At 42.4% G+C, this 25456-nt stretch carries 16 protein-coding genes; all 16 read left to right on the top strand.

Annotated elements, in window-relative coordinates; genetic code table 11:
• Positions 1 to 198: 198 nt before the first annotated feature.
• The 16 genes from Q8M41_RS01665 to Q8M41_RS01740 all read left to right on the top strand — a co-directional run bounded on the left by Q8M41_RS01665 (position 199) and on the right by Q8M41_RS01740 (position 25438).
• Positions 199 to 1038, top strand: a complete 840-nt coding sequence (locus tag Q8M41_RS01665; RefSeq protein WP_305363497.1) for a class I fructose-bisphosphate aldolase — start codon at positions 199 to 201, stop codon at positions 1036 to 1038.
• Positions 1039 to 1103: 65 nt separating this feature from the next.
• Positions 1104 to 2228: a Gfo/Idh/MocA family protein gene (locus Q8M41_RS01670; RefSeq protein WP_305363498.1), complete on the top strand. Its 1125-nt coding sequence runs from the start codon at positions 1104 to 1106 to the stop codon at positions 2226 to 2228.
• A 384-nt stretch (positions 2229 to 2612) separates the two neighbouring features.
• On the top strand, positions 2613 to 3638 hold the full coding sequence (locus Q8M41_RS01675) for a carbohydrate kinase family protein (RefSeq protein WP_305363499.1): 1026 nt from the start codon (positions 2613 to 2615) through the stop codon (positions 3636 to 3638).
• 609 nt (positions 3639 to 4247) lie between these two features.
• A complete protein-coding gene (locus Q8M41_RS01680; protein WP_305363500.1) occupies positions 4248 to 4985 on the top strand; it encodes a (Fe-S)-binding protein in 738 nt (245 codons plus the stop codon).
• On the top strand, positions 4982 to 6346 hold the full coding sequence (locus Q8M41_RS01685; protein WP_305363501.1) for a lactate utilization protein B: 1365 nt from the start codon (positions 4982 to 4984) through the stop codon (positions 6344 to 6346). Before Q8M41_RS01680 ends, Q8M41_RS01685 begins: the two co-directional genes overlap by 4 nt.
• Positions 6347 to 6348: 2 nt before the next feature.
• Positions 6349 to 6924 (top strand): LUD domain-containing protein, encoded by a 576-nt coding sequence (locus tag Q8M41_RS01690; protein ID WP_305363502.1) that lies wholly within the window; start codon positions 6349 to 6351, stop codon positions 6922 to 6924.
• A gap of 158 nt (positions 6925 to 7082) precedes the next feature.
• Positions 7083 to 8354 carry a Gfo/Idh/MocA family protein gene (locus tag Q8M41_RS01695; protein WP_305363503.1) on the top strand — a complete coding sequence of 424 codons (1272 nt, stop codon included), beginning with the start codon at positions 7083 to 7085 and terminating at the stop codon, positions 8352 to 8354.
• 52 nt (positions 8355 to 8406) lie between these two features.
• Positions 8407 to 9897 (top strand): hypothetical protein, encoded by a 1491-nt coding sequence (locus Q8M41_RS01700; RefSeq protein WP_305363504.1) that lies wholly within the window; start codon positions 8407 to 8409, stop codon positions 9895 to 9897.
• 94 nt (positions 9898 to 9991) lie between these two features.
• Positions 9992 to 11470 (top strand): neutral/alkaline non-lysosomal ceramidase N-terminal domain-containing protein, encoded by a 1479-nt coding sequence (locus Q8M41_RS01705; protein WP_305363505.1) that lies wholly within the window; start codon positions 9992 to 9994, stop codon positions 11468 to 11470.
• Positions 11467 to 12993: a hypothetical protein gene (locus Q8M41_RS01710; protein ID WP_305363506.1), complete on the top strand. Its 1527-nt coding sequence runs from the start codon at positions 11467 to 11469 to the stop codon at positions 12991 to 12993. The genes Q8M41_RS01705 and Q8M41_RS01710 overlap by 4 nt, the downstream gene beginning before the upstream one ends.
• A gap of 201 nt (positions 12994 to 13194) precedes the next feature.
• Positions 13195 to 14664: a neutral/alkaline non-lysosomal ceramidase N-terminal domain-containing protein gene (locus tag Q8M41_RS01715; RefSeq protein WP_305363507.1), complete on the top strand. Its 1470-nt coding sequence runs from the start codon at positions 13195 to 13197 to the stop codon at positions 14662 to 14664.
• A 26-nt stretch (positions 14665 to 14690) separates the two neighbouring features.
• A complete protein-coding gene (locus Q8M41_RS01720) occupies positions 14691 to 16259 on the top strand; it encodes a neutral/alkaline non-lysosomal ceramidase N-terminal domain-containing protein (protein WP_305363508.1) in 1569 nt (522 codons plus the stop codon).
• A 205-nt stretch (positions 16260 to 16464) separates the two neighbouring features.
• Positions 16465 to 19440, top strand: a complete 2976-nt coding sequence (locus Q8M41_RS01725) for a PVC-type heme-binding CxxCH protein (RefSeq protein WP_305363509.1) — start codon at positions 16465 to 16467, stop codon at positions 19438 to 19440.
• A gap of 326 nt (positions 19441 to 19766) precedes the next feature.
• Positions 19767 to 21362 (top strand): N,N-dimethylformamidase beta subunit family domain-containing protein, encoded by a 1596-nt coding sequence (locus Q8M41_RS01730; RefSeq protein ID WP_305363510.1) that lies wholly within the window; start codon positions 19767 to 19769, stop codon positions 21360 to 21362.
• A gap of 77 nt (positions 21363 to 21439) precedes the next feature.
• The gene (locus Q8M41_RS01735; protein WP_305363511.1) at positions 21440 to 24595 is read left to right on the top strand and encodes a PVC-type heme-binding CxxCH protein; all 3156 of its coding nucleotides are present in this window, start codon (positions 21440 to 21442) and stop codon (positions 24593 to 24595) included.
• Between the two features lie 18 nt (positions 24596 to 24613).
• On the top strand, positions 24614 to 25438 hold the full coding sequence (locus Q8M41_RS01740; protein ID WP_305363512.1) for a DUF1080 domain-containing protein: 825 nt from the start codon (positions 24614 to 24616) through the stop codon (positions 25436 to 25438).
• Positions 25439 to 25456: the final 18 nt, after the last annotated feature.

Raw genomic sequence — 25456 nt, forward strand, 5'->3', positions numbered from 1 at the left:
TCCTGAAGGATCGTAGTTTTGAATTTCGCACAGAGGTTTTTACCCTTCTCTGATTAAGATTGATATAGGTTCAAAATATATGTGCCGGATAGCTGGCAGGATATTGTATTTATAATTCTGAAGGATCCCCCGGTCTTTAGGTAAAAGAGAATATTGAATTAAAATAAAATAATTAATTAATAAATAAAAATAAGAAAGATGAAAGCGAGTAGATTAAATAGATTATTTAATGAAAAATCAGGTAAGTGTTTTGATGTAGCTCTTGACCATGGTTTTTTTAATGAATTAACATTTTTAGGTGGGATAGAAAATATTGAAAAGTCTGTTAAAATTCTGATTGATGCAGATCCTGATGCGATTCAGTTAACGGTTGGACAGGCGCACCATTTACAGTCTGTACCAGGAAAGAAAAAACCATCATTAGTTCTTAGAACAGATGTTGCCAATGTTTATGGTCTTGAACTTCAATCCGTATTATATAGCAGAATGATTGAAGAGCCGGTGCTTCAGGCAATTCGTCTTGACGCTACCTGTGTGGTTGTCAATCTGTTTCGTATCCCGGGAGCCCCTGAGGTAACTGATCAGTGTATTCAGAATATTTTGAAGCTGAAGCCAATGTGCGACTTTTACTCTATGCCATTAATGATTGAGCCATTGGTGTTCCGCCCAAATAGCGAGGCAGGAGGTTATATGGTTGATGGTAATATAGATATTATCTTACCTCTTGTTAGGCAGGCTGTAGAATTGGGAGCTGATATTATTAAGGCGGACCCTTGTGAAAACGTAGAAGATTATCATAAGGTTGTTGAGGTAGCCGGATCTGTTCCAATTCTGGTAAGAGGTGGTGGGCGTGCTGATGACGAAGAGTTATTGGATCGTACCTATAAATTGATGAAACAGGGTGTAAAAGGTATTGTGTATGGCAGAAATGTAGTGCAACATGCTAATTCTGGTGGAATGACAAGGGCATTAATGGCAATTGTTCATGATGGTGCAAAACCAGAGGATGTAATAGGTTGGGTTAAGGGGAATAAATAAAAAAATATGTGTGCAGGGCAGTATCGGCAGGCTGGTTTATTATCATTTAAAATATTAAATACAATATGAAAGTTGTAAACGTTGGTATTATTGGTGGTGGTTTAATGGGTAAGGAAGTAGCCAGCGCTTTTGGACGCTGGTTTTCATTAAACGATTATCCTGTTAAAGTAGAGTTAAAGGCTGTCTGTGATCTGGATGCAAATACCTTAAAATGGTACGAGCAAATTCCTTCAGTTGAATTATTGACTACAGATTATAAAGAACTATTGGCCTCATCCAAGGTTGATGTAGTTTATGTTGCCCTTCCTCATTTTCTTCATGAGCAATATTACATCGAAGTAATTGAAGCAGGTAAGGATCTGCTGGCTGAAAAGCCCTTTGGAATTGATCTCGAGGCAGCAAAAAAGATCAATGAAAAAATTGCCAATTCAAAGAGTTTTGTAAGATGTTGCTCAGAGATGCCCTTTTTTCCAGGCCCTCAGCGAGTGATCAGCGAAGTCCTTTCTGGAAGAATCGGAGAGATCATTGAAATAAATGCAGGTTTTTGTCATTCAAGTGATTTGGATCCTCTTAAACCAATTAACTGGAAAAGACAGTCAAAATTCTGTGGTGAAATTGGTGTAATGGGCGATTTGGGTATGCATGTTATGCACATCCCAATCAGAATGGGCTGGATACCTGATAAGGTTTATGCTCATCTGCAAAAGATAATTACTACCAGACCTGATGGTAAAGGTGGTTGGGCTGAAGGCGACACCTGGAATAATGCAACACTGTCAACTTCTGTGAAAATTGAGGAAAATGATATTCCAATGTCTCTTGAAATGAAGCGATTAAAACCTGGTGAGACTAATTCCTGGTATATTGAAATCCTTGGGACCGAGGGCGGGGTGCGCTATAATACGAAGGATACCAAGGCATTATGGACATTTAGGCGTGAAAAGGAGCAGTTATGGCAACGAGTGGATCTTGGATTTCAAGTTCCCTTTCCGGTCAGCACCGGTGGAATATTCGAACCTGGCTTCTCTGATTGTTTTTTTCAGATGCTGGCGGCATATTTTGCTGAGCGCGAGGGATTTTTAAATGGCCGTTTTGGCTGTGTTACTCCTGAGGAAGCACTCATTAGCCATAAGTTATTTAATGCTGCTTTAAAATCTCATAATACAAAATCTGTTGTTGATATAGGGTGACTTAAATTTTAATAATTATAAAAAAAGCGATCGCTAGTGTCTGGGTAAATATTTTTGCTCGTCGACCCCGAAGGTGGTCGTATGTTTATAGTTTATTGATATACCTAACCAATCGACCCCGTAGGTGGTCGTATGTATTTGAAACTTTCACATACGACCACCTACGGGGTCGGGAAAACGGTTAGAATTAATTTTTCTATAAACATGTGACCACCTTCGGGGTCAAACTTGCATGTTCTTTTATAGGGAATTCATTTGAAAACCGGCTAAAAACGTTCAATGCAAAACACAAAAGTATATTTTATTAAGAAGTCAATGAATTCGATTTTAATCATTAAAGGTTACATACCGCACGCGCGGGATAAGAAACAATAAAAAAAACGGATGAAAGAAAATACCGGAGTGGGAATTTTGGCTGGGGGCAACTGGATCATTGACAATGTGAAGATCGTAGATGTCTACCCAAAAGAAGAGAAACTGGCTAATATCCTCAAAGAGAGCACCAGTAATGGTGGTGCGCCATACAATGTTTTAAAAGCCATAAGTAAGATGGGATTCCAATTTCCTCTAAAGGGGATTGGAGCAATCGGAAATGATGAAAGAGGGGATTATATTTTAAATGAATGCAGGGAACTACAGATTGATTCCAGTCAGGTGATGAAGGTTGAGAACAGTAATACTTCGTATACTGATGTTATGACTGTTAAAGGTACCGGCAGACGTACTTTTTTTCATTCCAGGGGCGCAAATGCCTTTTTGGATGAGTCTTATTTTAATTTTACCGGCTCTAAAGCGAAGATATTTCATTTAGGTTACCTCCTTCTGCTCGATAAATTAGATGCGGTCGGTACAGATGGCCTGACAGGGGCAGCAAAAGTCTTAAGTGAAGCCAGCCAATGCGGGATGATTACATCCGCAGATCTGGTTAGTGAGCAATCTGAACGATTTAAAACTGTTATTCCATTAGCATTGCAATTTGTTGATATCCTGTTTGTTAATGAATTTGAAGCCGGTATGTTAACAGGTATTGAAATTTGTGATGATGACGGAAGATGCTCAATCGATATTGCATATCAGGCAGCCGATGCTATTTTAAATGCGGGGGTTCGGAGATGGGTAATTATTCATTTCCCTAAAGGTGCAATTGCACTAAACAAAAGCAGGGAGAAAATATTTCAGCCAAGCGTCAAAATGCCGGTAGAGAAGATTAAAGGATCAGTGGGTGCAGGAGATGCGTTTGCCGCCGGTGTTTTAGCAGGAGTTCACGAAGACTGGACAATGGCAAAAAGCCTCTTATTGGGTGTAAATGTTGCTGCTGCAAGTTTGATGGATGCGAGTTCTTCAGAAAGTATTGTATCCTGGCAGGACTGTTTAAAGCTTGGGGAGAATTCAGGATTTAATGAAGTTTGATTCGATTTTGATTTGCATAATATATTAATGGACACCCGATAGCTATCGGGTTGATAATCACTAGTGTCTGGGGAAAGTTTTTATTAAGGTTTAGCCCGGCAGCAGAATTGAAACTCTTGCCATATTTAGGAAAGAGGGTATTTTATTAATGATTGAGTTATTTTAATCTCGGGAATAGGCGTACCGCTCAATAGGGCTCGCCTTTAGGCGGGTTGTAATCGGCGTGATTCAATTCGGGCTTCAGCCCCACATATAGCAGGTTAGGAAATAACGTAAACCGGTGCTTCAGCGCCGACAACATTTAATCGGGCTGAAGCCCGATGCGGGTGTTCCGGTATAAACGGATTATTTGGGCTGAAGCCCGGAATATCCCCCTTGTATACCCCGCTTAAAAGCGGGGCCTATTGAACGAGTGCGCTAACAGCGGGGCTTGCTTTTTGAAATCAGGAAATAAAATCGTTCACGATACTTTTTAAAAGGATATTTTTAAACATTTAATTTTAACCGGACAGCAATAGTTGTGAATTAAAAGCTGACAATGTTTCTGATATTGAGATATTTACTAAATATTAGTGCCAGTTTAAAAATAAAAAAGAGGAGTTATTTTAGATGAAAGTAGGCTTATTCATTCCCTGTTATATTGACCAGTTTTATCCTGATGTTGCCATAGCCACTTATCAGCTTCTAAAGAAGTTGGGCTGTGAGGTAAGTTATCCGATGAACCAAACCTGCTGTGGTCAACCTATGGCCAACAGTGGTTTTTCGGACCTGACAAAAGGCTGTGATGTGAATTTTGTAAAGAACTTTAAGGATTTTGATTATATCGTTGCTCCATCGGGGAGCTGTGTTCTTCATATTAAGGAACATTTAAAGGAAGGCGGTGACAAGGCTGAACTTGACAAAATCCGGCATAGTGTTTATGAACTTTCTGAATTCCTTGTTGATATTCTTAAAATTAACCGACTGGAAGCGTCTTTCCCTCATAAAGTAGGAATGCATGTCAGTTGTCATGGGCAGAGAGGTTTAAATCTTTCATCAATGTCAGAACTTGTTTCTCCTGAATTTTCAAAATCCGAGCACTTGCTAAACATGGTCGAAGGCCTGGAACTTTTAAAGCCGGTAAGGGTAGATGAATGTTGTGGATTCGGAGGTACATTTTGCGTATTTGAAGAGGCTGTGAGTGTGAAGATGGGAAAGGACAGAATCAAAGAACATCTTGTCAACGATGTGGAATTCATTTGCGGCGGAGATACCAGTTGCCTGATGCATCTGGAAGGAATATTAAAGAGACAAGGGATTGGCGTGAAAACCATTCATCTGGCCGAGATCTTGAACAGCACGATATGAGTGTTAAGCAACATGCAGAGGCTGCACAGGAATTTATCAGGGACGAAGCACGTACCGATTGGCACGATGAAACACTTTGGTTTGTCAGGCATAAAAGAGATAAAGCAGTAAATACCCTTCCTGAATGGGAAATCCTTCGCGATTGGGCCTCCCGGATAAAAAATCATACCCTCTCCAATCTTGATTATTATTTAAGAAACTTCGAGGAGAAAGCGGCTTCGAACGGAATCATCGTTCATTGGGCCTCTGACACAGAGGATCATAACCGGATCATTCATAAGATCATTGCTGATAACAAGATTGATAAAATTGTTAAGAGCAAAAGTATGCTCACTGAAGAATGCCATTTGAATGAGTATTTGCAGAATAAGGGTATACAGATTTTGGATACTGATCTTGGTGAGTACATCGTACAATTAAGGAAAGAATCGCCAAGTCATATTGTGTTACCCGCCATTCACCTGAAACGTCAGGATGTGAGTGAAACCTTTCATGAGCATCTGAACACAGAGAAAGGGAATTATGACCCACAATATCTGGCAGGCTCTGCCCGTCATCATCTAAGGGAACGTTTTATCGAGTCAGATCTCGCAATTACCGGGGTGAATTTTGCGATCGCCGAGTCTGGAAGCTTTGTGGTTTGCACCAATGAAGGTAATGCGGATATGGGAGTACATTCTGCGGGTATTCATATTGCCTGTATGGGCATTGAGAAACTGATTCCGAAAACCGAACATCTTGGGGTATTTCTTCGTCTTTTGGCAAGAAGTGCAACCGGACAACCCATCACAACTTATTCCAGTCATTTCAATAAACCCCGTCCCTGGCAGCAAATGCATGTGGTGATTGTTGATAATGGCAGGAGCAGGCAGCTGGGAAGAGCTGATTTCAGAAATTCCCTGAAATGCATCCGCTGTGCGGCCTGTTTCAATACCTGTCCGGTGTACCGGAGGAGCGGAGGGCATAGTTATCACTCAACAGTGGCAGGTCCAATCGGCTCAATCCTCAATCCTAATTTGGACATGGAGGCTAATTCAGATTTGCCATTCGCCTCAACGCTCTGCGGATCCTGCAGCAACGTTTGTCCGGTGAAAATTGATATCCATGAGCAACTCTGGAAATGGCGACAAGTTATCGTTGCTAATGGATATGTTGATAAAGGTAAGAAAGCAGGAATGCAGGGAATGGCCTGGGTTCTTTCAAATCCTCAGGTTTACCGCATGGCCGGAAAAATTGGCCGCTGGATTATGCGAACCTTTCCCTTCATGCTGAATAATCGCCTGAATGTCTGGTACAAGCAGCGGGAAATGCCTCGTGCACCTGAAAAAAGTTTTAGAGACTGGTTTAAAGAAAATAAATAATAATGAATGCCAGAGAAACAATTTTAAAGACTGTGGCCATGAATAAGCCGGAACTCACTGAGCTGCCGGATATGGATCTCTCCCTGACTATTCAATACCCTGATCTTATTCAGCAATTTATCGGCATAATGGAAGCTGCAGGGGGTAAGGCATATTATGAAAATAGCAGGCAAGACTTGCTTAATGACATAGCCGAGGTAAAAGCAGAAGGAAAATTTATGATTAATCTTCTGGAGGATTCGAATGCTGAGGAATGGGCAAGCCTGACAGCATCCGAATTAGAAGCATTGGACACTTGCTACCTTCGGGCAGAACTTGGTGTTGCAGAGAACGGTGCGATGTGGATTTCTGAAAAGCAAATGTCCAACAGACTTCTGCCCTTCATTTGTCAGCATCTTGTGATTGTATTAGATCCGGGGGATGTTGTAAATAACATGCATGAGGCTTACCGGCAGATTGATGCCACAGCAGAGGGCTTCGGAGTATTTATCGCAGGACCTTCCAAGACGGCAGATATTGAACAGAATCTGGTAATCGGGGCGCATGGGGCAAGAAGTTTGAGGGTATACCTTTTGTAATTGATAGTTGAAAATTGACAGTTGATAATTGATAGTGGAGCTAAAATGTCATAATAGTAGTTCATTGTCCTGGTTCTTGGCTCTTGACTCCTGATACTTATCACCATTTGATTATTAACATAAACTCGGTATATTAAAGCATTAGATTAAAAAATGATATGGAAAGAAGGAATTTCATAAAAAGCGCAGCTTCATTATCGGCGGTAACAATTTTAAGTCCGGATGCAGTTTTTGCCTCAGGTGCAAAGCCGGCAATTCGTTTAGGATTTATTGGTTGCGGAGGCAGAGGGACAGCTGATATAAGCTCCATGTCGCGAAATGCCAATGTGCATATTGTCGCTATTGCTGACCTATTTCAGGATCAGTTGGATGCGGCCAAACCAAAACTTGACCAGCTTAACGCGGCAAAGGGTTTTTCTGCTATTCCCAAATCGAATATTTACCAGGGATCCAATGCTTATCTTAAATTATTGAATAACAAAGAGGTAGATGCAGTCCTGATTTCGTCCCCTTGCTATACCCATCCTGAATTCTTAGAGGCAGCAGTTTCTGCTGGTAAACATGTTTATTGTGAAAAGCCCGTAGCTATCGATGTTGAAGGTTGCAGGCGCATGGAGCAATTAGCTGAGCGGATCAATGGTAAAGTGAGTGTTGCCATTGGTTTTCAGGTTCCGCATGCGAGCCCTTATGCTGAAATGATTAAACGTATTCACAGAGGAGATATTGGAAAGATTGTGAATGCCCAGGTTTATTATCTTGCCTCTGAAATTCCTCTGAAGCCTTATAAAGGACATATCTATGATGAGGCAAGAATCAGGAACCAATTTCATTTCCGGGAACTATCGGGAGGAACATTGGTAGATCAGGGAATCCATATGATGGATATCTGTAACCGTGCCTTGCAATCTCACCCTTTAAGTGCTTCCGGCTATGGCGGACTAAATTCGGGAGTGGAATTTGGGAATGCGTGGAATCACTATCAGGTAATCTATAAATATCCAAATGATGTCAATGTTTCTTATCATTCTATTCAGATTGGAAAACAATTTGGAGATGTATGTGCCAGATTTATAGGCACAAAAGGTATTGCTGAAGCACATTATAGTGGTGGTGTTTTCATTAGCGGTGAAAACCAATGGGACTCTGGTGTTGCGAGGAGCCCTACGGAGCTAAGTGCTGAACAAAAGGCTGCCGGGGTTTTTCTTTCATCATTACATGATGCCGATGCAAACAAGCATAAGAATTTCATCAACAGTATAGAGAGCGGTAATTATCTGAACGAAATAAAGCAGGCAGCTGAGTCAACCCTGACAGCTATTCTGGGGCGAAATGCAGCAGAGGCTCAGGAAGAGTTAAGCTGGGACAGAATGCATTTTTCAAATGAGCGGATTGATCCGGGATTGAATTTATCTCAATTTAATAAAGTTTAGTATAGCACTCACTTCCTAAGATGATTAATAATGTAAAAAGAAAATTGAACTGATGAAAAGAGCATTGATCTTTCTAAAATTAGAGGGTTGTTTTATCCCGCTGAGATTTCTCAGCATTATTATCATGCTACTTTTCCAGCTTTCTTCTTTTGCACAACAAGTAGTATTTCGTGCCGGAGCCTCGGCTGCAAATATCAGTCCTTCTCTTGGAGAGGGAATTGCAGGCGGCTGGATGCCATTGCCCCTGGCTACCCATATTCATGATGAATTACATGCCCGCTCCCTGGTTTTGGACGACGGTAAAGTTCGTCTGGTGATTATGGTTGTGGATAATGTGGAGCTCCCCCGCGAAGTGTTTGATGCAGCTAAACTACTTATTACTGAAGAAACATCAATTCCTAAAGAGCGGATAATGATGTCCTCAACACATACCCATTCTTCCACCTGGGTGGGTCATGAAATCAATCCACCGGAGCCTTCAATGAGCACCCGCATCAATTCTACCGGACAGTATCCTAAACCTCTTGATGACTATCAACGCTTTGTTGTCCGTCGTATGGCTGACGGAGTTCGGGTAGCTTTGAATAATCTGGAACCTGCCCGGATAGGCTGGGGTGCAGGGAGTGTCCCACAACATGTTTTCAATCGTCGCTGGAAATTGAAAGCACCAGTTATCAATCCTTTTGGAGTAAGTGAAAAGGTTCAGATGAATCCGGGTATTGCTAACCCCAATTTATCGGAACCTGCAGGCCCAACTGATCCTGAAGTTTCCTTTATATCGGTTCAATCTCTAAAAGGAATCCCTATTGCCATACTTGCAAATTATTCTCTTCATTATGTTGGAGGGGTTCCAAAAGGTCATATTTCTGCAGATTATTTTGCACTGTTTGCCGACCGGATTCAGGAATTACTAAAAGCCGATCGTCAGGATATTCCTTTTGTAGGCATCATGTCAAATGGTACAGAGGGAGATATTAATAATATTGATTTTCGGGGACCGGCTGCCCAATATCCGCCTTATGCCAAAATGAAGCTTGTCGCAAACGATGTGGCTCAGGAGGTATTCAGGGTTTATCAGAACATCCAGTATAAGGAATGGGTGCCGCTTGGTGCCGCAGAAATGGAACTTACACTAAATGTAAGGAAGCCAGATACACAAACGCTTAGCTGGGCTGAGAAAGCAATGCAGAAAGCAAAGCCTGATCATCCGATAGAAAAGGTCTTTGCTGAACGAACCATACAAATGAAGGAATGGCCTGAAAAGATAGATGTTATACTCCAAACATTCAAGGTTGGAGATTTGGGAATAGCCGGAATCCCATTTGAGGTATTTGCCGAAACAGGTTTGGAGATCAAAGCCAGAAGTCCTTTTGAAAAGTCATTTACCATAGGATTGGCAAATGGAGGATATGGTTATCTCCCGACTCCTGAACAGCATCAGATGGGGGGCTATGAGACATGGATGAGTGTCAATAAGGTCGAAAAAGAAGCTTCCCGAAAGATTGTGACTGAAGTTCTTAAGCTTTTCAATCAGGTAAAGTGATGAATGGTTTTTGGGAATCAGAATAAAATAATTTTAGCAATATAATTTTTCACCTGCATGTTTTTAATTAAAACAAGGCAAAACAAGGATAACAATGCAAAGAATAATTAAATTTTATGTTTATGGCCATTATGTGAGGCTTTTAACACTGATTTTCGGTTTTATTCTGATTTTCAGTTTTGATTCCCGGCTTTATGCTCAGAATGCTACTTTCAGGGCCGGTGCATCTACTGCAAACATAACCCCACCCCTGGGCTCAGGTTTGGTGGGAAATTTTGGTGTACCACCTCCTGCAAATTATGTACATGACGAATTGCATGCGCGCAGCCTTGTTCTGGATGACGGGAAAACAAAACTGGTTTTTGTAGTTGTCGATAATGTGGGTATTATTCGTGAAGTATTTGATGAGGCTAAGCGATTGATCTTTGAAGAAACAAAGATTCCAACGGCTCAGATTCTTATATCTTCTGATCATACACATTCTGCCAGCAGTGCCAGTGGAGTTGGGGAGATTAGAGGAGGATGGAATGCCGGAAGACCTCTTGATGATTATCAGCGTTTTCTTGTCCACCGTATAGCAGATGGGGTGCGTATTGCATTGAATAATCTGGAACCGGCCCGCATTGGCTGGGGTGTGGGAAATGTACCCCAACATCTTTTTAACCGCCGCTGGAAAATGAAAAATCCGGTAGTAAACCCTTTCGGAGGGAAGGATCAGGTTCAGATGAATCCTGGGGTTGCTAATCCTGATTTAGTTGAGCCGGCCGGTCCTACAGATCCTCAGGTTTCATTCATTTCAGTACAATCTCTTAAGGGGCGTCCGATTGGTTTACTTGCCAATTATTCCCTCCATTATGTAGGTGGAGTACCCAGAGACCATATTTCAGCAGATTATTTTGCAGTCTTTGCGGACCGTATTCAGGAATTATTAAAGTCAGATCGTCAGGATCCTCCTTTTGTAGGTATTATGTCTAATGGAACGTCGGGAGATGTAAATAATATCAATTTTCGCGGCCCGGCAGAAAAGCATGAGCCCTATGCCAAAATGCGTATTGTTGCTAATGATGTAGCCAACGAAGTTCTAAGGGTTTATCAGACCTTACAATACAAAGACTGGGTGCCCTTGCGTGCTGCACAGTCAGAACTGAATTTGAAGGTTCGCCGTCCTACTCCTGAAATGCTTGCTTATGCCCAAAAGGTTCTTGCAAAACCTGAGACAGAAACGCCGGTACACCGTCTTGAGAAAACCTATGCAGAGCGGACCATTCAAATGAATGGATGGCCTGAGAATATTGATGTGCTTATGCAAACCTTTGGTATCGGAGATCTTGGCGTAACCGCTATTCCATTCGAGGTTTTTACAGAAATCGGCCTTGAGATCAAAGCAAAAAGTCCTTTTAAATCTTCCTTTACCATTGAACTGGCAAATGGCAGTTATGGGTACCTTCCTACACCCGAACAACATCAAATGGGTGGATATGAAACATGGTTGGGTACAAACAGGGTGGAAACTGTAGCTTCCAGGAAAATTGTAACTGAAATCCTTAATCTTTTTAATAAAGTAAAACAATGAAATATTTTTTAATAATCTTCTATTCTTGTCTTCTTGCCTTGTCGACCATGGCAGCAGACGGACCAAAACCTGCAGGTATTTTTAAAGCTGGATTTGCTGAGCAAGATATTACCCCCGATATTGGTATGGAATCACCTGGTAACTATGGCAAGGCTCACCATAAGTCTTTTCATGATCCTTGTAAAGTTCGTGCAGTAGTATTTGATGATGGCCAGAAGCGTGTAGCTCTTGTTGGAATCGACCTGCTTTTTATAACCCGGCATCTGGTACAGGAAGTACGTGCTGAGATCCAGAAACGTTGCGGTATCCTGCCTTCTGATGTAATGATTGGTGCTTCTCATTCCCATTCTTCCGGCCCGATCGGCATGGGTGAACCGGGAGATTTTGATAAGGCCTCTCCTTTGGTTAAAGATCTTGTGAATAATCATTCAATAGTTTCTGATCCAGGATATACTCAAATCCTTAAGAAACAGATCGTTGATGCGGTTGTGCTGGCAAACGAGAACCGTGTGGATGCTAAACTCGCTGTTGGGAACGGGCATGAGGACAAAGTTTCTTATAACCGTCGCTTGCGAATGAAGAACGGATTGAGTTACTCACATCCTGGTGCCGGCAATCCTAATATTATTGATTATGCAGGTCCGATTGATCCGCAGGTAGGTACTGTTGGTGTATGGGATTTAAAGGGTAATTTGCTGGGAACTGTAGTGAATTTTGCATGCCATGCCACTACCAGTCCCGGGGGTATTTCAGCAAGTTGGATTGGATCAATGGAAAGGACAATACGCGGGGCAACCGGAAATGCTGCTTTACCTGTCGTTTTCATGCAGGGCGCTTGTGGTGATATCACCCAGGTTGATAACCTGACTAAATTTCAGAATCCGGGAGCAGAAGAGTGGTGGGATATCGTTGGTGGCCGCGTTGGTGCCGAGGCTTATAAAACCCTCCTTTTAATTCGTCGTGGTGCAGGAAGTGAAATTCCGCTTGATAGCAGGCAGCGGGTGTGGACAGTTAAACGTCGCATCCCAACACCCGAGAAAGTTCAGAAGTCGTTGGAACTTGTAAAGGCAGGCCCTGAAAAGTCAGGTACCACTGAATGGACTTTTGCAAAAGAGATTCTCGTTTTGGATGCGATCATAAAAGCCAGGCCATTAGTGGAAGTTGAAGTTCAAGCCATACAGGTTGGTCCGATGGTGTTCGTATCAAATCCAGCGGAATATTTTGTTCAGTACCAATTGGACATCAAAGCAGGAAGTAAATTTCCTTTCACGTTTGTGGTTGAACTGGCTAATGGTATCACAGGATATGTGCCGACTGAAGAAGCATTAGGTCCGAATGGAGGTGGTTATGAAACCCGCCTGACTTCTTATAGTAATCTGGAAGTTTCTGCCGGAAGACAGTTTGCCAATACAGGAATTGAACTGACGAATCAAATGGTGCCGGGTAAAGTTCCTTTGCCGCCACCACCACCACCTTTTAAGGCTCCATGGGCTTATGGTAACCTGCCACCGGAATTGAAATAATAGGGTGCTTGTCATTGTGAGGAGGTACGACGAAGCAATCTTGTGAGAGTTAGTATTAAGAGTGTTGTCATTGCGAGAGAAAAATTTCGCTCCTGTAGTCGGTGTTTTCGCCGACCAGAGAGCTAGTGGTACGGTGATAACACCGACCACATGATAATATTCAGTGTATGCGGGGTGTAAAGACATTTTAAACCGGTTTAAATGACAAAAAAATATCTTCTTTCATCTACTTTCCTATTGCTTCTGATGATGGATTCTGTACTATTATCAGCTAATTCATCATTTCAGACTGAGGAATTCAAACTTGGAGCCACTAAAACCAGGATGACACCTCCTGTGGGGAGTATAATTGGAGATTCTTATGGTATACGCGTTGCTGAAGGGGTACATGATGAACTTTATATCAAAACACTGGTATTTGAACAGGGTGATGAGAAGGTTGCATTTATCACCTTGGATGTGGTCAGCCTACCGCATTCGCTCGTGATGAATAGCAGACAATTAATTCATCGGCAAACCGGAATAGCATTAAGCAATATTATTCTCAATGCCACTCATGCACATGCCGGTCCCCAGATGAATCCTCTTTTTTGGGATGTTGTGGGAGGATCCGCAAAGTTAAAAAGTCAGGAGTTTACTCGAAGTCTGCCTGAACTCATTTTGGTAAGTGTAAAATCGGCAGTTTCAAAAATTCAGCCGGTTCGGGTTTCAGTCGGAAGCGTTCAGGAAACTACAATAAGTTTCAACAGACGCTATTTGATGAATGATGGGTCTTTCAAAACCAATCCTGGAAAATTGAACCCGAATATAGTCAGGCCTGCCGGACCAATTGATCCGGCATTATCTATAGTTTATTTCGAATCTCTGGATAAGAAGCCGGTGGCTATTTTGGTTAATTTCGCTTTGCATGTTGCTATTGTTGGGGGGAACCGGTTCTCATCCGATTTCCCCGGTGTAATGTCTGAATTGATTGAGAAGGTAAAGGGGGAGGATGTCGTGACCATTTTTACGAATGGAACCTCAGGGAACATCAATCATGTAAATGTTTCAAATCCCGATCAGTCAAGTGGATTTGATGAATCCAGACGCATAGGGACTATTATGGCTGGCAGGGTACTTTCTACACTTCCTTCATTGCATGCAATTTCAATTAAGTCCTTAAAAGCTAAAGTTCAAACTGTCCATTTACCGGTTTTTCGATTTGTTGAACAAAGTGAAGCAGAGTGGGCAAAGGGAGTTATTTCAAAATTTGGGAAGCCGGATAGTCACGGATTTGCAGATGTAGTAAGCGCCTGGAGAATTCTTGATCTCGTAAAATACGAGGGCGGACTGGAGTCAAGACATAAATCGACCACAACCGTACCGCTTACTGAGGATGGTAAAGCACTGGAAACTGAAGTTTCTGTTATAGCATTCGGCGATCAAATGGCGCTGGTTGGTTTCCCCGGTGATGCTTTTGTGGAACTAGGCCTTGGTATAAAGCTAAACTCACCTTTTCCGTTTACAATAGTGAATGAACAATCCGGGAATGGAACGATAAGCTATATGCCAAATAAAAAGGCATTCCCTGAAGGTCAATATGAGGTTAATAGTGTGCGCTATAGCTCAGGTGGGGGGGAAGCTTTGGTTGATGCTGCACTGGCGGCTTTGATTTCAATATTTTACAATTAAGAAAACAATAGATAAATAAAAAATATATGAAAAGTTTAAAAACTCAATCGGGTATTCTAATAATATCTGATAGTTCTGACGTGCATAGATCTGTGTCCGAAGTAGCTAAAAATACATTTTTAGTAAAAACTGTTAAGTCAAGCTTTTCTCTCCTGTGCATCCCAATATTATTATTAAGTAGCATCTTGATTAATGCCCAAACTGGACTTGCGCAACCTGCCAAAGTTTTCAGGGCAGGTGCAGCAACCAGTAATATTACCCCTAAAATAGGGACATCCATCAATGGAAACATGAAGGACGGTACAATTAAACAGATACATGATGAAACGCATGCCCGTTCGATAGTATTGGATGATGGCCAAACGCGCCTGGTTTTTGTAACTGTAGATCTTTGTATGATTTATAAGGAGGAGTTGGATGCAGCCAAACAAAGAGCCCATGAAATAACCGGGATTCCTGTTGAGAATATGATGATGTCGGCAACTCATGCTCATTCGGGTGGAACGGCATGTTCTGTTTTCCAAAGTGATCCCGACAAAGACTATCTTAAATTTCTCAGGGAAAGAATCGCTGATGCGGTGGTAAGAGCCAATAATAATCTTGTCCCGGCCCGTATTGGCTGGGCAGTTGGTAATGAGCCAAGTCAGGTGTTTAATCGTCGCTGGAAAATGAAACCCGGCAAACCATTAATGAATCCTTTTGGTACAGAAGATCAGGTAAAGATGAATCCGGGGGTGGGTAATCCCGATCGACTTGAGCCATCCGGTCCCACAGATCCGGAACTTCCTATTATTTCAGTTCAGACTCCTGAAGGAAGACCGATAGCCTTGCTTGCCAATTACTCGCTGCATTATGTTGGAGGAACAGGCCCTGGTGAAATATCAGCTGATTACTTTGGAATGTTCGCCCAACAGATGAAAAGATTGCTGGAGTCGGATAATGACGGATTTCCTCCATTTGTAGCGATGCTGTCTAATGGAACAAGTGGCAATATTAATAATATCAATTGGTTTGCAAATGAATCTCCCCCAAGCATGCCTCCTTATGAGAAAATGCGGCAAGTCGCTAATATTGTAGCTGCCGAAGCCTATAAAACTTATCAGAATATAAAATACCAGAACTGGATTTCCCTGAGTGCTGCTCAAAAGGAAATTTCATTGAGGGTACGTCTTCCGAATCAAAAAGAAATTGAACGGGCAAAAGGAATCATCGCTAAGACAAATGACCCTGTTATGAATACGATGGAAGAAATTTACGCTCGTGAGACTATGCTGATTAAGGATTTTCCAAAACAAGTTCCTCTTATTATTCAGGCTTTCCGTGTCGGAGATTTAGCAATCGCCGCAGCGCCATGTGAAATATTTGTTGAAATTGGATTAGATATCAAGGCGAAAAGCCCTTTTAAACCAACTTTTACAACTTCCCTGGCCAATGGTTATAATGGCTATTTACCAACTCCAGAGCATCATAAACTGGGAGGATATGAAACCTGGAGAGCACGTTCAAGCTATCTGGAAGTTGATGCCTCTACCAAAATTAGCAATGTGCTTTTTGAGCTCTTGCAAAAGCTTAAATATGAACAACTTAAAAAATGAGCCAGGAACCAAGAGCCAGGAATCAAGACAAGGAAATAGGAAATGGAGAATAGGAAATGGAGTATGTAGCTCATATTTTACATCTCACATCTCCGATCTCATAAAATAGTATATTACATCTCAAGAAAAGTACCATATTAACATTGCATAAGCCATTATATTTGATTAGTACATTTTGTCTTCCAGTATTTTATATAAAATAAACATGAATAAATTTTCTTTCAGACGATACCAGATTTTTGGATTGTTATTGATAGTTCTAACAGTTACCATAGCGGCCTTACAGCCTGATCCGCGCACTGTCAGACTAAAGAAGGCATTGGATAGTTTTCAGATTGAGCCCGGGATGCGTATCGACCTGATCGCCGCCGAACCGCTTGTCATCGATCCGGTAGCACTTGCTTTTGATGAAAATCGTCAAATGTATGTTGTTGAAGACAGAGGTTATCCTGATCCGGTTGAAGGGGGTTCTACGACCACACTTGGACGGGTAGCACTTTTAAAAGACACCAACGGGGATGGCATCTATGATAAACGAACTGAATTTGCCACGGGTTTGACTTATCCGAATGGCCTGATGCCATGGAAGGGAGGAATTTTTGTAACCTGTTCCCCTGATATTTATTATTTAAAAGACACTGATAATGACGGTATTGCAGATATTAGAAAGGTAGTCCTTACTGGTTTTTTTGCAACTCAAACCGCTCAGATCAGGATGAGTCATCCTACTATGGGTTTAGATGGCTGGGTCTATGTAACAGCTGGACTGAACGGAGGGAATGTGACTTCACCAGAGCACCCTGATCGCCCTGCAGTATCATTTAAGCAGACTGATGGTCGCTTTAATCCGGAGACTTTCGAGTTTGAGGTTACAGGTGGAAAAAGTCAGTTTGGATTGACATTTGATGCTTACGGACGGCGATTCGGTTGCTCAAACAGGCATCCGATTATGCATTCTGTCATGGAACCCTGGTTCCTTCGCCGGAATGCTAATCTTCTGTTCAACGAAACCGTACAAAATGTTTCAAAGGTTGAGGCTGAAGCAACAGTCTATCCAGTTAGCAGGTCGGTTACCAGTGCCGATTTTATCCCAAAATTGATCGGTCGTTCGCATGCGGGTACCTTTACTGCCGCCAGTGGATTGATGGTTTTCAATGGCAGCGGACTTACAGCCGCTCACAAGGGTAATATTTTTATCTGTGAATCAGCCCAGAATCTAATCCAAAGACAGATTGTTTCTCCTGAAGGGGTCTCCTTCAAATCTAAAACGCCGTATGAAGGCAGAGAGTTTCTCTCTTCAACAGATGAATGGTTCCGTCCGGTATCCCTGCAGCATGGTCCAGAGGGAGGATTATATCTGGCTGATATGCATCGTAAGGTTATTGATCATCCGGCTTATATTCCCGAGGAAGCCCGACCAGGTTTGGATTGGGAAAGTGGAAAGACCGATGGAAGAATTTATCGGATTGTTCGGAAGGATTTTGTTTCAAAGAAATATAATGCTGCAACAGGATTGAGCTCTAACTCAAAAACAGCAGCTTTAACCATGTATCTGGCTTCCGGAGAGGAGTGGGAACGAAATACTGCTCACAGGCTTTTGCTGGAGCGAAAGGATAAGAGTTCTGTTCCATTGTTGAAGAAGATTGCTGTCGAATCTGTTTTTCATGAAAGTCGTGCCCGTGCCGTTTGGTTACTTAATTCACTCGGATCCCTGGATTTGCTTACCCTGAAAAAGGTATTGGCAGATAAAGAAGGCGGAGTGCGTGAACAGGCTGTTTTATTGGCAGGGAGTATGTTTCAAAAACACCCTGAACTGGTACAATCGATAGTTTCTGCCTCAAATGATGCAGCTATTCGTGTTCGTTATAACAGCACCCTGGTTCTGGGCTCAATGGAAGGGCCACAGGTTGTACAGGCATTAGCAAAATCAGCAGCAAGGGATGGGGCCGATAAGTGGTTTCGTGCAGCAGTATTAAGCGGTATCGAAAAACGTATGCCCGAATTTTTAGCAGCTTTCAGGGATCAGAAAAATGCAGAACCGGTAGCTTTTGCTTCAGTTATGAAAGATCTTGGGCGCTTGTTTGGGAATGGTGCATCTGCTGAAGCCTGCCGTGTGCTTTTGCAGGAGGTTTTGGCATCCAATGCTGATCCGGAATGGAGAATCGCTACGATGCTTGGCTTAGCCGAGGGGATCAGTGGCAGAGCAAAGGAGTTTGGCACATCTCCAAAAGGTTTATTATATGCCATTCTGGGGAATAATGCTTCAGGTTCTGATATTTCTGCACTTGATAATTTTGTTAACAGAGCACTTGATATAGCGGGAAAACAGACTGAAAGTACCAGACTAAGAATATCGGCAACTGCTTTACTGGGCTATACAGACTTTGAACGAAGTCATTCTGCACTTCAGAAAATGATGGTTCCAAGTACTCCACCAGAATTATTGCTGGAAGCTATTTCCGCTTTAGCGCGATTGGATGATCCACGCGGAGCTGCAATCTTATTAGAGAAAAAGGCATGGTCGGCATACACCCCAAGAATAAAATCAGCAGTAGTGGCTGCCGTAGTATCAAAACCCTCATTTATCAATGAATTGTTTCTGGCAATTGAAAAGGGTATAATAAGCGGAGCCGAATTGTCATCTGCTGACAGAATGCGACTGATATCAGATAAAAATGCACAGATCAGTGACCGCGCAAAGATATTGTTCAAGGAACTTGAGGGAGGCGACCGGATGACGGTATATCAGGAATATAAAAAAGCTCTCACAGCACAGGTTGATGCTAAAATGGGGAAAGCAGTTTTTCAGAAAGCCTGTTCAGCATGTCATACCTATCAGAACGTGGGAGGCAAGGTCGGCCCGGATCTGACCGGTGTAAAGAATCAGCCTGCTGATGCTTTATTACTTCACATCCTGGTTCCAAATTATGAAGTATTACCGGCATATCAATCAATATCCATCAGTACAAACGATGGCCGATCATTTTCCGGCTGGCTGGTTTCAGAAAATGAGAATAGTTTAACACTTCGTACAACTTTTGGTACTGATGAATCAATTCTCAGGAGAAATATTTCATCACTCAGTAATTCCGGACTTTCGCTGATGCCTGATGGACTGGAGCAAGGTATTAGTAAAGATGAAATGGCAAAATTGATCGCCTACCTGAAGGGAGGGGTATAAGGCCTGGAATTTAGCTTCTTTTCTATATTTTGCGATATGGGATTCAGTAGTGTCCGGTAATTAGATTTTTTCTGATGTATAATAATATTAAATGTTGCTGGTAATTACGACCCAAAATGGGTCGCATGTTTATAGAATATAATCTTTGACGTGATTTTCGACCCCGAAGGTGGTCGTATGTGACAAATTCAACCACATGTGACCACCTATCGGGGTCATTTAATCCGGGCTTAAATGGAGATTTGCTGTTAGAATTATTGTATAAACTTGATCAAAGGAACTGAAAAGAAAATTTTAACTGGGTTTAGATTTTAGCCAGAAACAGGATGAAGAAATCAAAGAATAAAATAAGTCGCCGGGATGTTCTTAAAGGGGCTGCACATGCAGGATTGGCGGCTGCACTGCTGCCATTATCTGGTTTTTCGAATACTGAGCCGCAAAAAAGCGGACTGATTGTAGTAGAGAATAAAAAACCAGGGACTACGGACTGGCAGCTCACTTTTATTAAATCAGAGCAATTCCGCTCGAAACTTATTGAAGGTTATTGCTCAAAAACAAGTGTCCGCTCAGGAGAGACCCTCGATATATTTTTAAACGCGGCTTCTCAAACAGATATTAGTATTGATATCTACAGGATGGGCTATTATGGTGGTAAAGGTGGCCGTTTTGTCCAAAAATTGGGACCCTTCCCTGTGAGTCCTCAAGTTGTACCACCAATTGCTGAAAATCGCTTACGCCAATGTGAATGGGAGAGTGCAACATCTTTCAAGATACCCCAGGACTGGCTCAGTGGCGTATATCTTGGAAAATTATCCTGCTCTACACATCGCTATGAGAGTTATATAATTTTCATAGTACGTGATGACCGTAAGGCAGATGTCATGTTTCAAACCAGTGATAATACCTGGCAGGCCTACAATAAATGGCCTGATACCTTTTCACTTTACGATAGTGACCCACCTCAGCAATCCCTTAGCGGCAGAACATGGGTGAGTTATAATCGTCCTTATGCCAAATATCCCCAGGTTGTAGACCAGCCATTGTCTCAGGGATCCGGAGAGTTTTTGCTATGGGAATATTCCTTATGTTTTTGGCTGGAACAGCAGGGATACGATGTTACCTATTGCTCCAATATTGACACACATACAGATCCCTCAGGTCTTGACCGTGTGAAATGTTTTCTTTCTGTAGGCCATGATGAATACTGGACATTACAGATGTTCGAAAACGTTAAAAAGGCGGTTGATCGGGGACTTAATGCAGCATTTTTATCCGGAAATGCTTTGATGTGGGTTATCGATCTTAAACCTGAAGTAGCTGTAGATACTGCAAATCTCGATCTGGCTTCAGGCTTGAGTAAGGCCGGTGTTGGACGTTTACCTTTGAAACCTGATGCATCGGGAGCTCCTTACCGGACAATTCAACGTATCGGGCGTTTCGGCGGTTTTTCTGAAGCCGAGAAGAAACTTGGAATTATGGGTCCTTTTGCGAAGGATGACTGGCCAAATGAAAATACCCTGATCGGTGCCAGAACTGTGTATCCGTTCAATGGCTCAGCTGATTGGATTGTCACAAAGCCCGATCACTGGATATTTGAGGGTACGGGAATGCGTAAGGGGGATAGGATACCCGGACTTGTGGGTTGGGAACATCATGGCGATCCGGCGAAAATTCCAGGTTTGGAAGTTGTTGCTGAAGGGACTACAACGAACGGTGCAGAACAAAAATCCTATTATACTGCAACAATATATCCCGGACCAAAGGGTAACTGGGTTTTTAATGCAGCAACGATTTATTGGTCATTTGGGCTTGCAGTCCCTCCCGGAGTAATTACTCCAAACTCCCACTTTGGCCGTCCGCATGGTGCTGACGAGCGGGTGCAGAAAATAACTGCCAATTTTTTGAAGCGATGTGGGATTTAAACTTTCTCAAAGGTCATAAGATTGTATAATACAAGGATTACAGCAGAGATTATTTATTTTTTATTTAACAATTACCCATGAACTATTTTTCATTAAGCTTGAAAAACAAATACAAAAGCACAATAGGTTTTATTATAGTTTGTTGTACTGTTTTGTTTTTCATTGCCAGTAAAGAAAAGACCATTATTGCAACAGAATTAGATGGACTAAAAGTGCCTGAAGGCTTTTCAATCGAACGTGCAGTTGATCCTTCTATGCTTTCCTATCCGATGTTTGCCTCCTTCGATGGTCAGGGCAGGCTCTTTGTTTTCGAGTCGGATGGCAGTTCACCTACTAACCAGGAAATGTTAAAAAAACCGCCGTACCATATCCGCCTTCTTGAGGATTCGGATGGTGATGGTATTTTTGATAAGAGTAAGATCTTTGCCGATTCCCTTACTTTTCCGAAGGGTGGTGTATTCTACAAAGGCAGTCTTTATGTAAGTTCTTCTCCTGATTTGATACGCCTTACGGATACCGATAATGATGGTGTTGCTGATAAACGGGAAGTAATTCTGACCGGTTGGGTACTGAATTCCAACGCCGCTTTACTGGGCGGACCGTTTATGGGCCCCGACGGATGGTTATACCTTACTGATGCGAGGCGCGGATTTGATATTACAACTAAGGAAGGTCAGAATCTTAAAGGTGGTTCTGCACGGATCTGGAGATGCAGACCTGATGGTTCCGGTTTGGAAGCTATGGCTGGTGGTGGTTATGATAATGCAATCGAATTAGCATTTATGCCTTCGGGTGAAACGGTTGGTACAATGACCTATTTTGTGAATCCGGAAGGTGGAATGAGAGATGCATTGATGCACTGGGTTGAGGGTGGGGTATTCCCAAAATCGGGACCAGTTATCCAACAGGATAAATTCAAAATGACAGGTGATCTGATGCCCGTAATGACTAAAATGGCCAGGGTGGCTCCTTCCGGTCTGATGCGTTACCGGGGATCTGCATTGGGCAAAGAATACAGCACCAATATTTTTAGTGCTGAATTTAATACCGGACGAATTATGCGTCATCAGGTAAGCGCTGAAGGTGCTTCATATAAAACGGTAGATGAGCCATTTATTACTTCAACGGTTCAGGATATTCATCTTACCGATGTACTTGAGGATGCCGATGGGAGTATGCTGGTACTAAATACCGGAGGCTGGTTCATTTTAGGATGCCCATTGTCGAGAGTGGCTAAAATGGATGTAAATGGCGGCATATACCGGATCAGAAGAAATGGAACACCAAAAATTGCTGATCCATGGGGGAAGAAACTGAATCTCAAATCTATGCCTGTTCAGACTCTGGCGGCAACGATCAAAGACCCTCGTCTGGCAGTCCGCGACAATGTGCTTGAAGGTCTGGTTGATAAGGGCGAATCTGCTGTTTTACCAATAAAAAATACCCTGCTCCGTTCAGAAAATGAAGAGATACGTGCCGCCGGCATATTTGCACTTTACCGGATTGGCACAACCAATGCGATAAAAGAAGCACGTTTAGGTCTGAGCGATGCCAGTATGGTCGTGAGAACCTCTGCAGCCCGTGTTATGGGCCTTGCAAAAGATAAGGCCTCCATAGATAAACTGATGGAACTTGTGCAGAAAGACAAACCTTCGGTTCGTCGGCAGGCAGCAACTGCTCTGGGGCAGATTGGAGATCAGCGTGCTGTTATCGCTCTTTTAAATTCGGCAGCAGCAAATAAAGATCGTTTTGTAGACCATGCTATCATCTATTCACTGATCACGCTCAGGAGTACTGCACCTTTGATCGCTGCATTAAAGAGTCCCTCATCAACCGTGAGGAAATCTGCACTTATTGCTCTTGATCAAATGGATGGCTCCATTCTAAGCAAAGAAAATCTGGTTCCTTTTTTGAATAGTAATGATCCTGAATCAAGGAAAACAGGTATTTGGGTGGCTTCCCATCGTCCGGAATGGTCGGATATAGTAATCAGCTTCCTGAAAACCCGCTTAGGCAGTTCAAACCTTTCAGAAACTGATATCACAGCAGTTCGGGATCTGATGATCACCTTCAGTGAAAATAAACCTTTGCAGCAGTTTTTGGGAGAACAACTTGGAGACCCGTCAACCACGGCAGCAAGGCAAGCTTTATTAATTGATGTGATAACCCATTCACCTGTAAAAGTAATTCCTGATATCTGGATCAAGCAATTAGGTAAATTGCTTGATAATGGGACTGTAGAAATTAAATCACAAATACTCGGACTTATTGAAGCGAGAGGAATTAAGGCCTTGAATGAACAATTGAAAATGATTGTTCAGAATCCGGCTACTTCAGCCGACTTCAGACTGAAAGCACTCAGTTCAAAACTTCTTTCTGAACCAAATCTTTCTGATGGGGAATTTCAGATGGTGCTCAATTATTTAGATAATAAGAACGAATCACCAATCCGACAAATGGCTGCTCGTTTGCTCGCAAAAGCGAAGTTAAATGATGATCAGCTTATTAAATTAGCAAAGGAGCAGGTTGCTAAAGCTGATGTTTTCCTAATGCCAAATCTGGTGGCGGCTTTTGGGGCAGGTAAAAATGCAGATGTAGGTGCCGCTCTGGTAGCTGCACTTGGAAGTTCTGCCGACCGATTAGACAACCTCTCAGAGCAGGATTTAAAGTCATTGCTCAATAAGTATCCCCAGAACATCAAAACTTCTGCCGAACCTTTGATTGCAACTTTAAGTGAACGGAATGCCGCCCGCTTAACAGAACTTCATGCAGTAGAAGCTCGTTTATCCAGAGGTGATGTAGCACAGGGGGCAAAATTGTTCTTCGGAAAGGGAATCTGTTCTTCATGCCATGCGGTTGCAAATGAGGGCGGAAAATTTGGACCTGATCTGACAAATATTGGCCAGATCCGTTCAAGTCATGATATACTTGAAGCTATTTTATATCCTGGGGCAAGTTTCGCCCGGGAATATGAGACCAGTAAGGTGATTACGAAATCAACCACTCATGTTGGTGTGATTAAAGAACAATTTCCCGATGCAATTACAGTTGAAATCGGGCCGGGTATAATTGTACGTGTTCAGCGTTCTGAAATTACAGGAATTGAACCGATGAGCATATCGATGATGCCACCGGGACTTGATAAACAATTAACATCAGAAGAACTGTCAGACCTGATGGCTTACCTTAACTCGCTTCCAGATGGATTGGGAACGATCAGAACTAAGAATTAAACTATATAAAAAAATAAAATGAAAAGAACACTTCTGTTTTCTATTGCCCTGCTTTCCTCCCTGATATTCATTGGGAGCTGCGGCACCGTAAAAACAAATTCAAGTCAGGTTAAAACCGACCAGTCTAAGGCAATCAGCCTGTTTAATGGTAAAGATCTTAGTGGCTGGTACACCTTTGTTAAAGGCCGCGGAACGGGCATTGACCCTAAAAATGTCTTCACTGTGAGTGACGGTTTGATTAAAATTTCAGGTGAGGAGTACGGTTGTATCACCACAAATGAGGAGTACAGCGACTATAAACTGATCGTTGAATTCAAATGGGGCCCAAGAACTTTTGCACCACGGGTAGATAGGGCAAGAGACAATGGCATACTGCTGCACTCAACTGGTGAGGATGGGGGTTATTCAGGAACCTGGATGTATTCTATAGAATGTCAGATCATTGAGGGTGGTACAGGAGATTTTCTGGTGGTAGGTGATGGTACTGATAAGTTCTCCCTGACAAGTAATGTTGCTCCTAAAAAACCTGGAGGTGGCAATGTTTATATGCCCGGTGGCCAGCCTTTGACTATCAATAAAGGCCGGATTGATTGGTTTGCACGTGATCCGAACTGGAAAGATGTTTTAGGCTTCAGGGGTGAAAAGGATGTTGAAAAAGAAGTGGGTAAATGGAATAGAATTGAATGTATTGCTGATGGAGATAATCTGACAGTTTACCTCAATGGGGTACTTGTTAATCAGGCTTATCGTGTAAAACCGAGCAGAGGGAAGATTCAGATTCAGTCTGAGGGTGCCGAAATGTTTGTCCGGAAGGTTGAAGTTATTCCTTTAGCTGCGAAATAGTAGGATTCAGACATACCT

The organism is Daejeonella sp. (assembly GCF_030684675.1).
GTDB lineage: Bacteria > Bacteroidota > Bacteroidia > Sphingobacteriales > Sphingobacteriaceae > Daejeonella.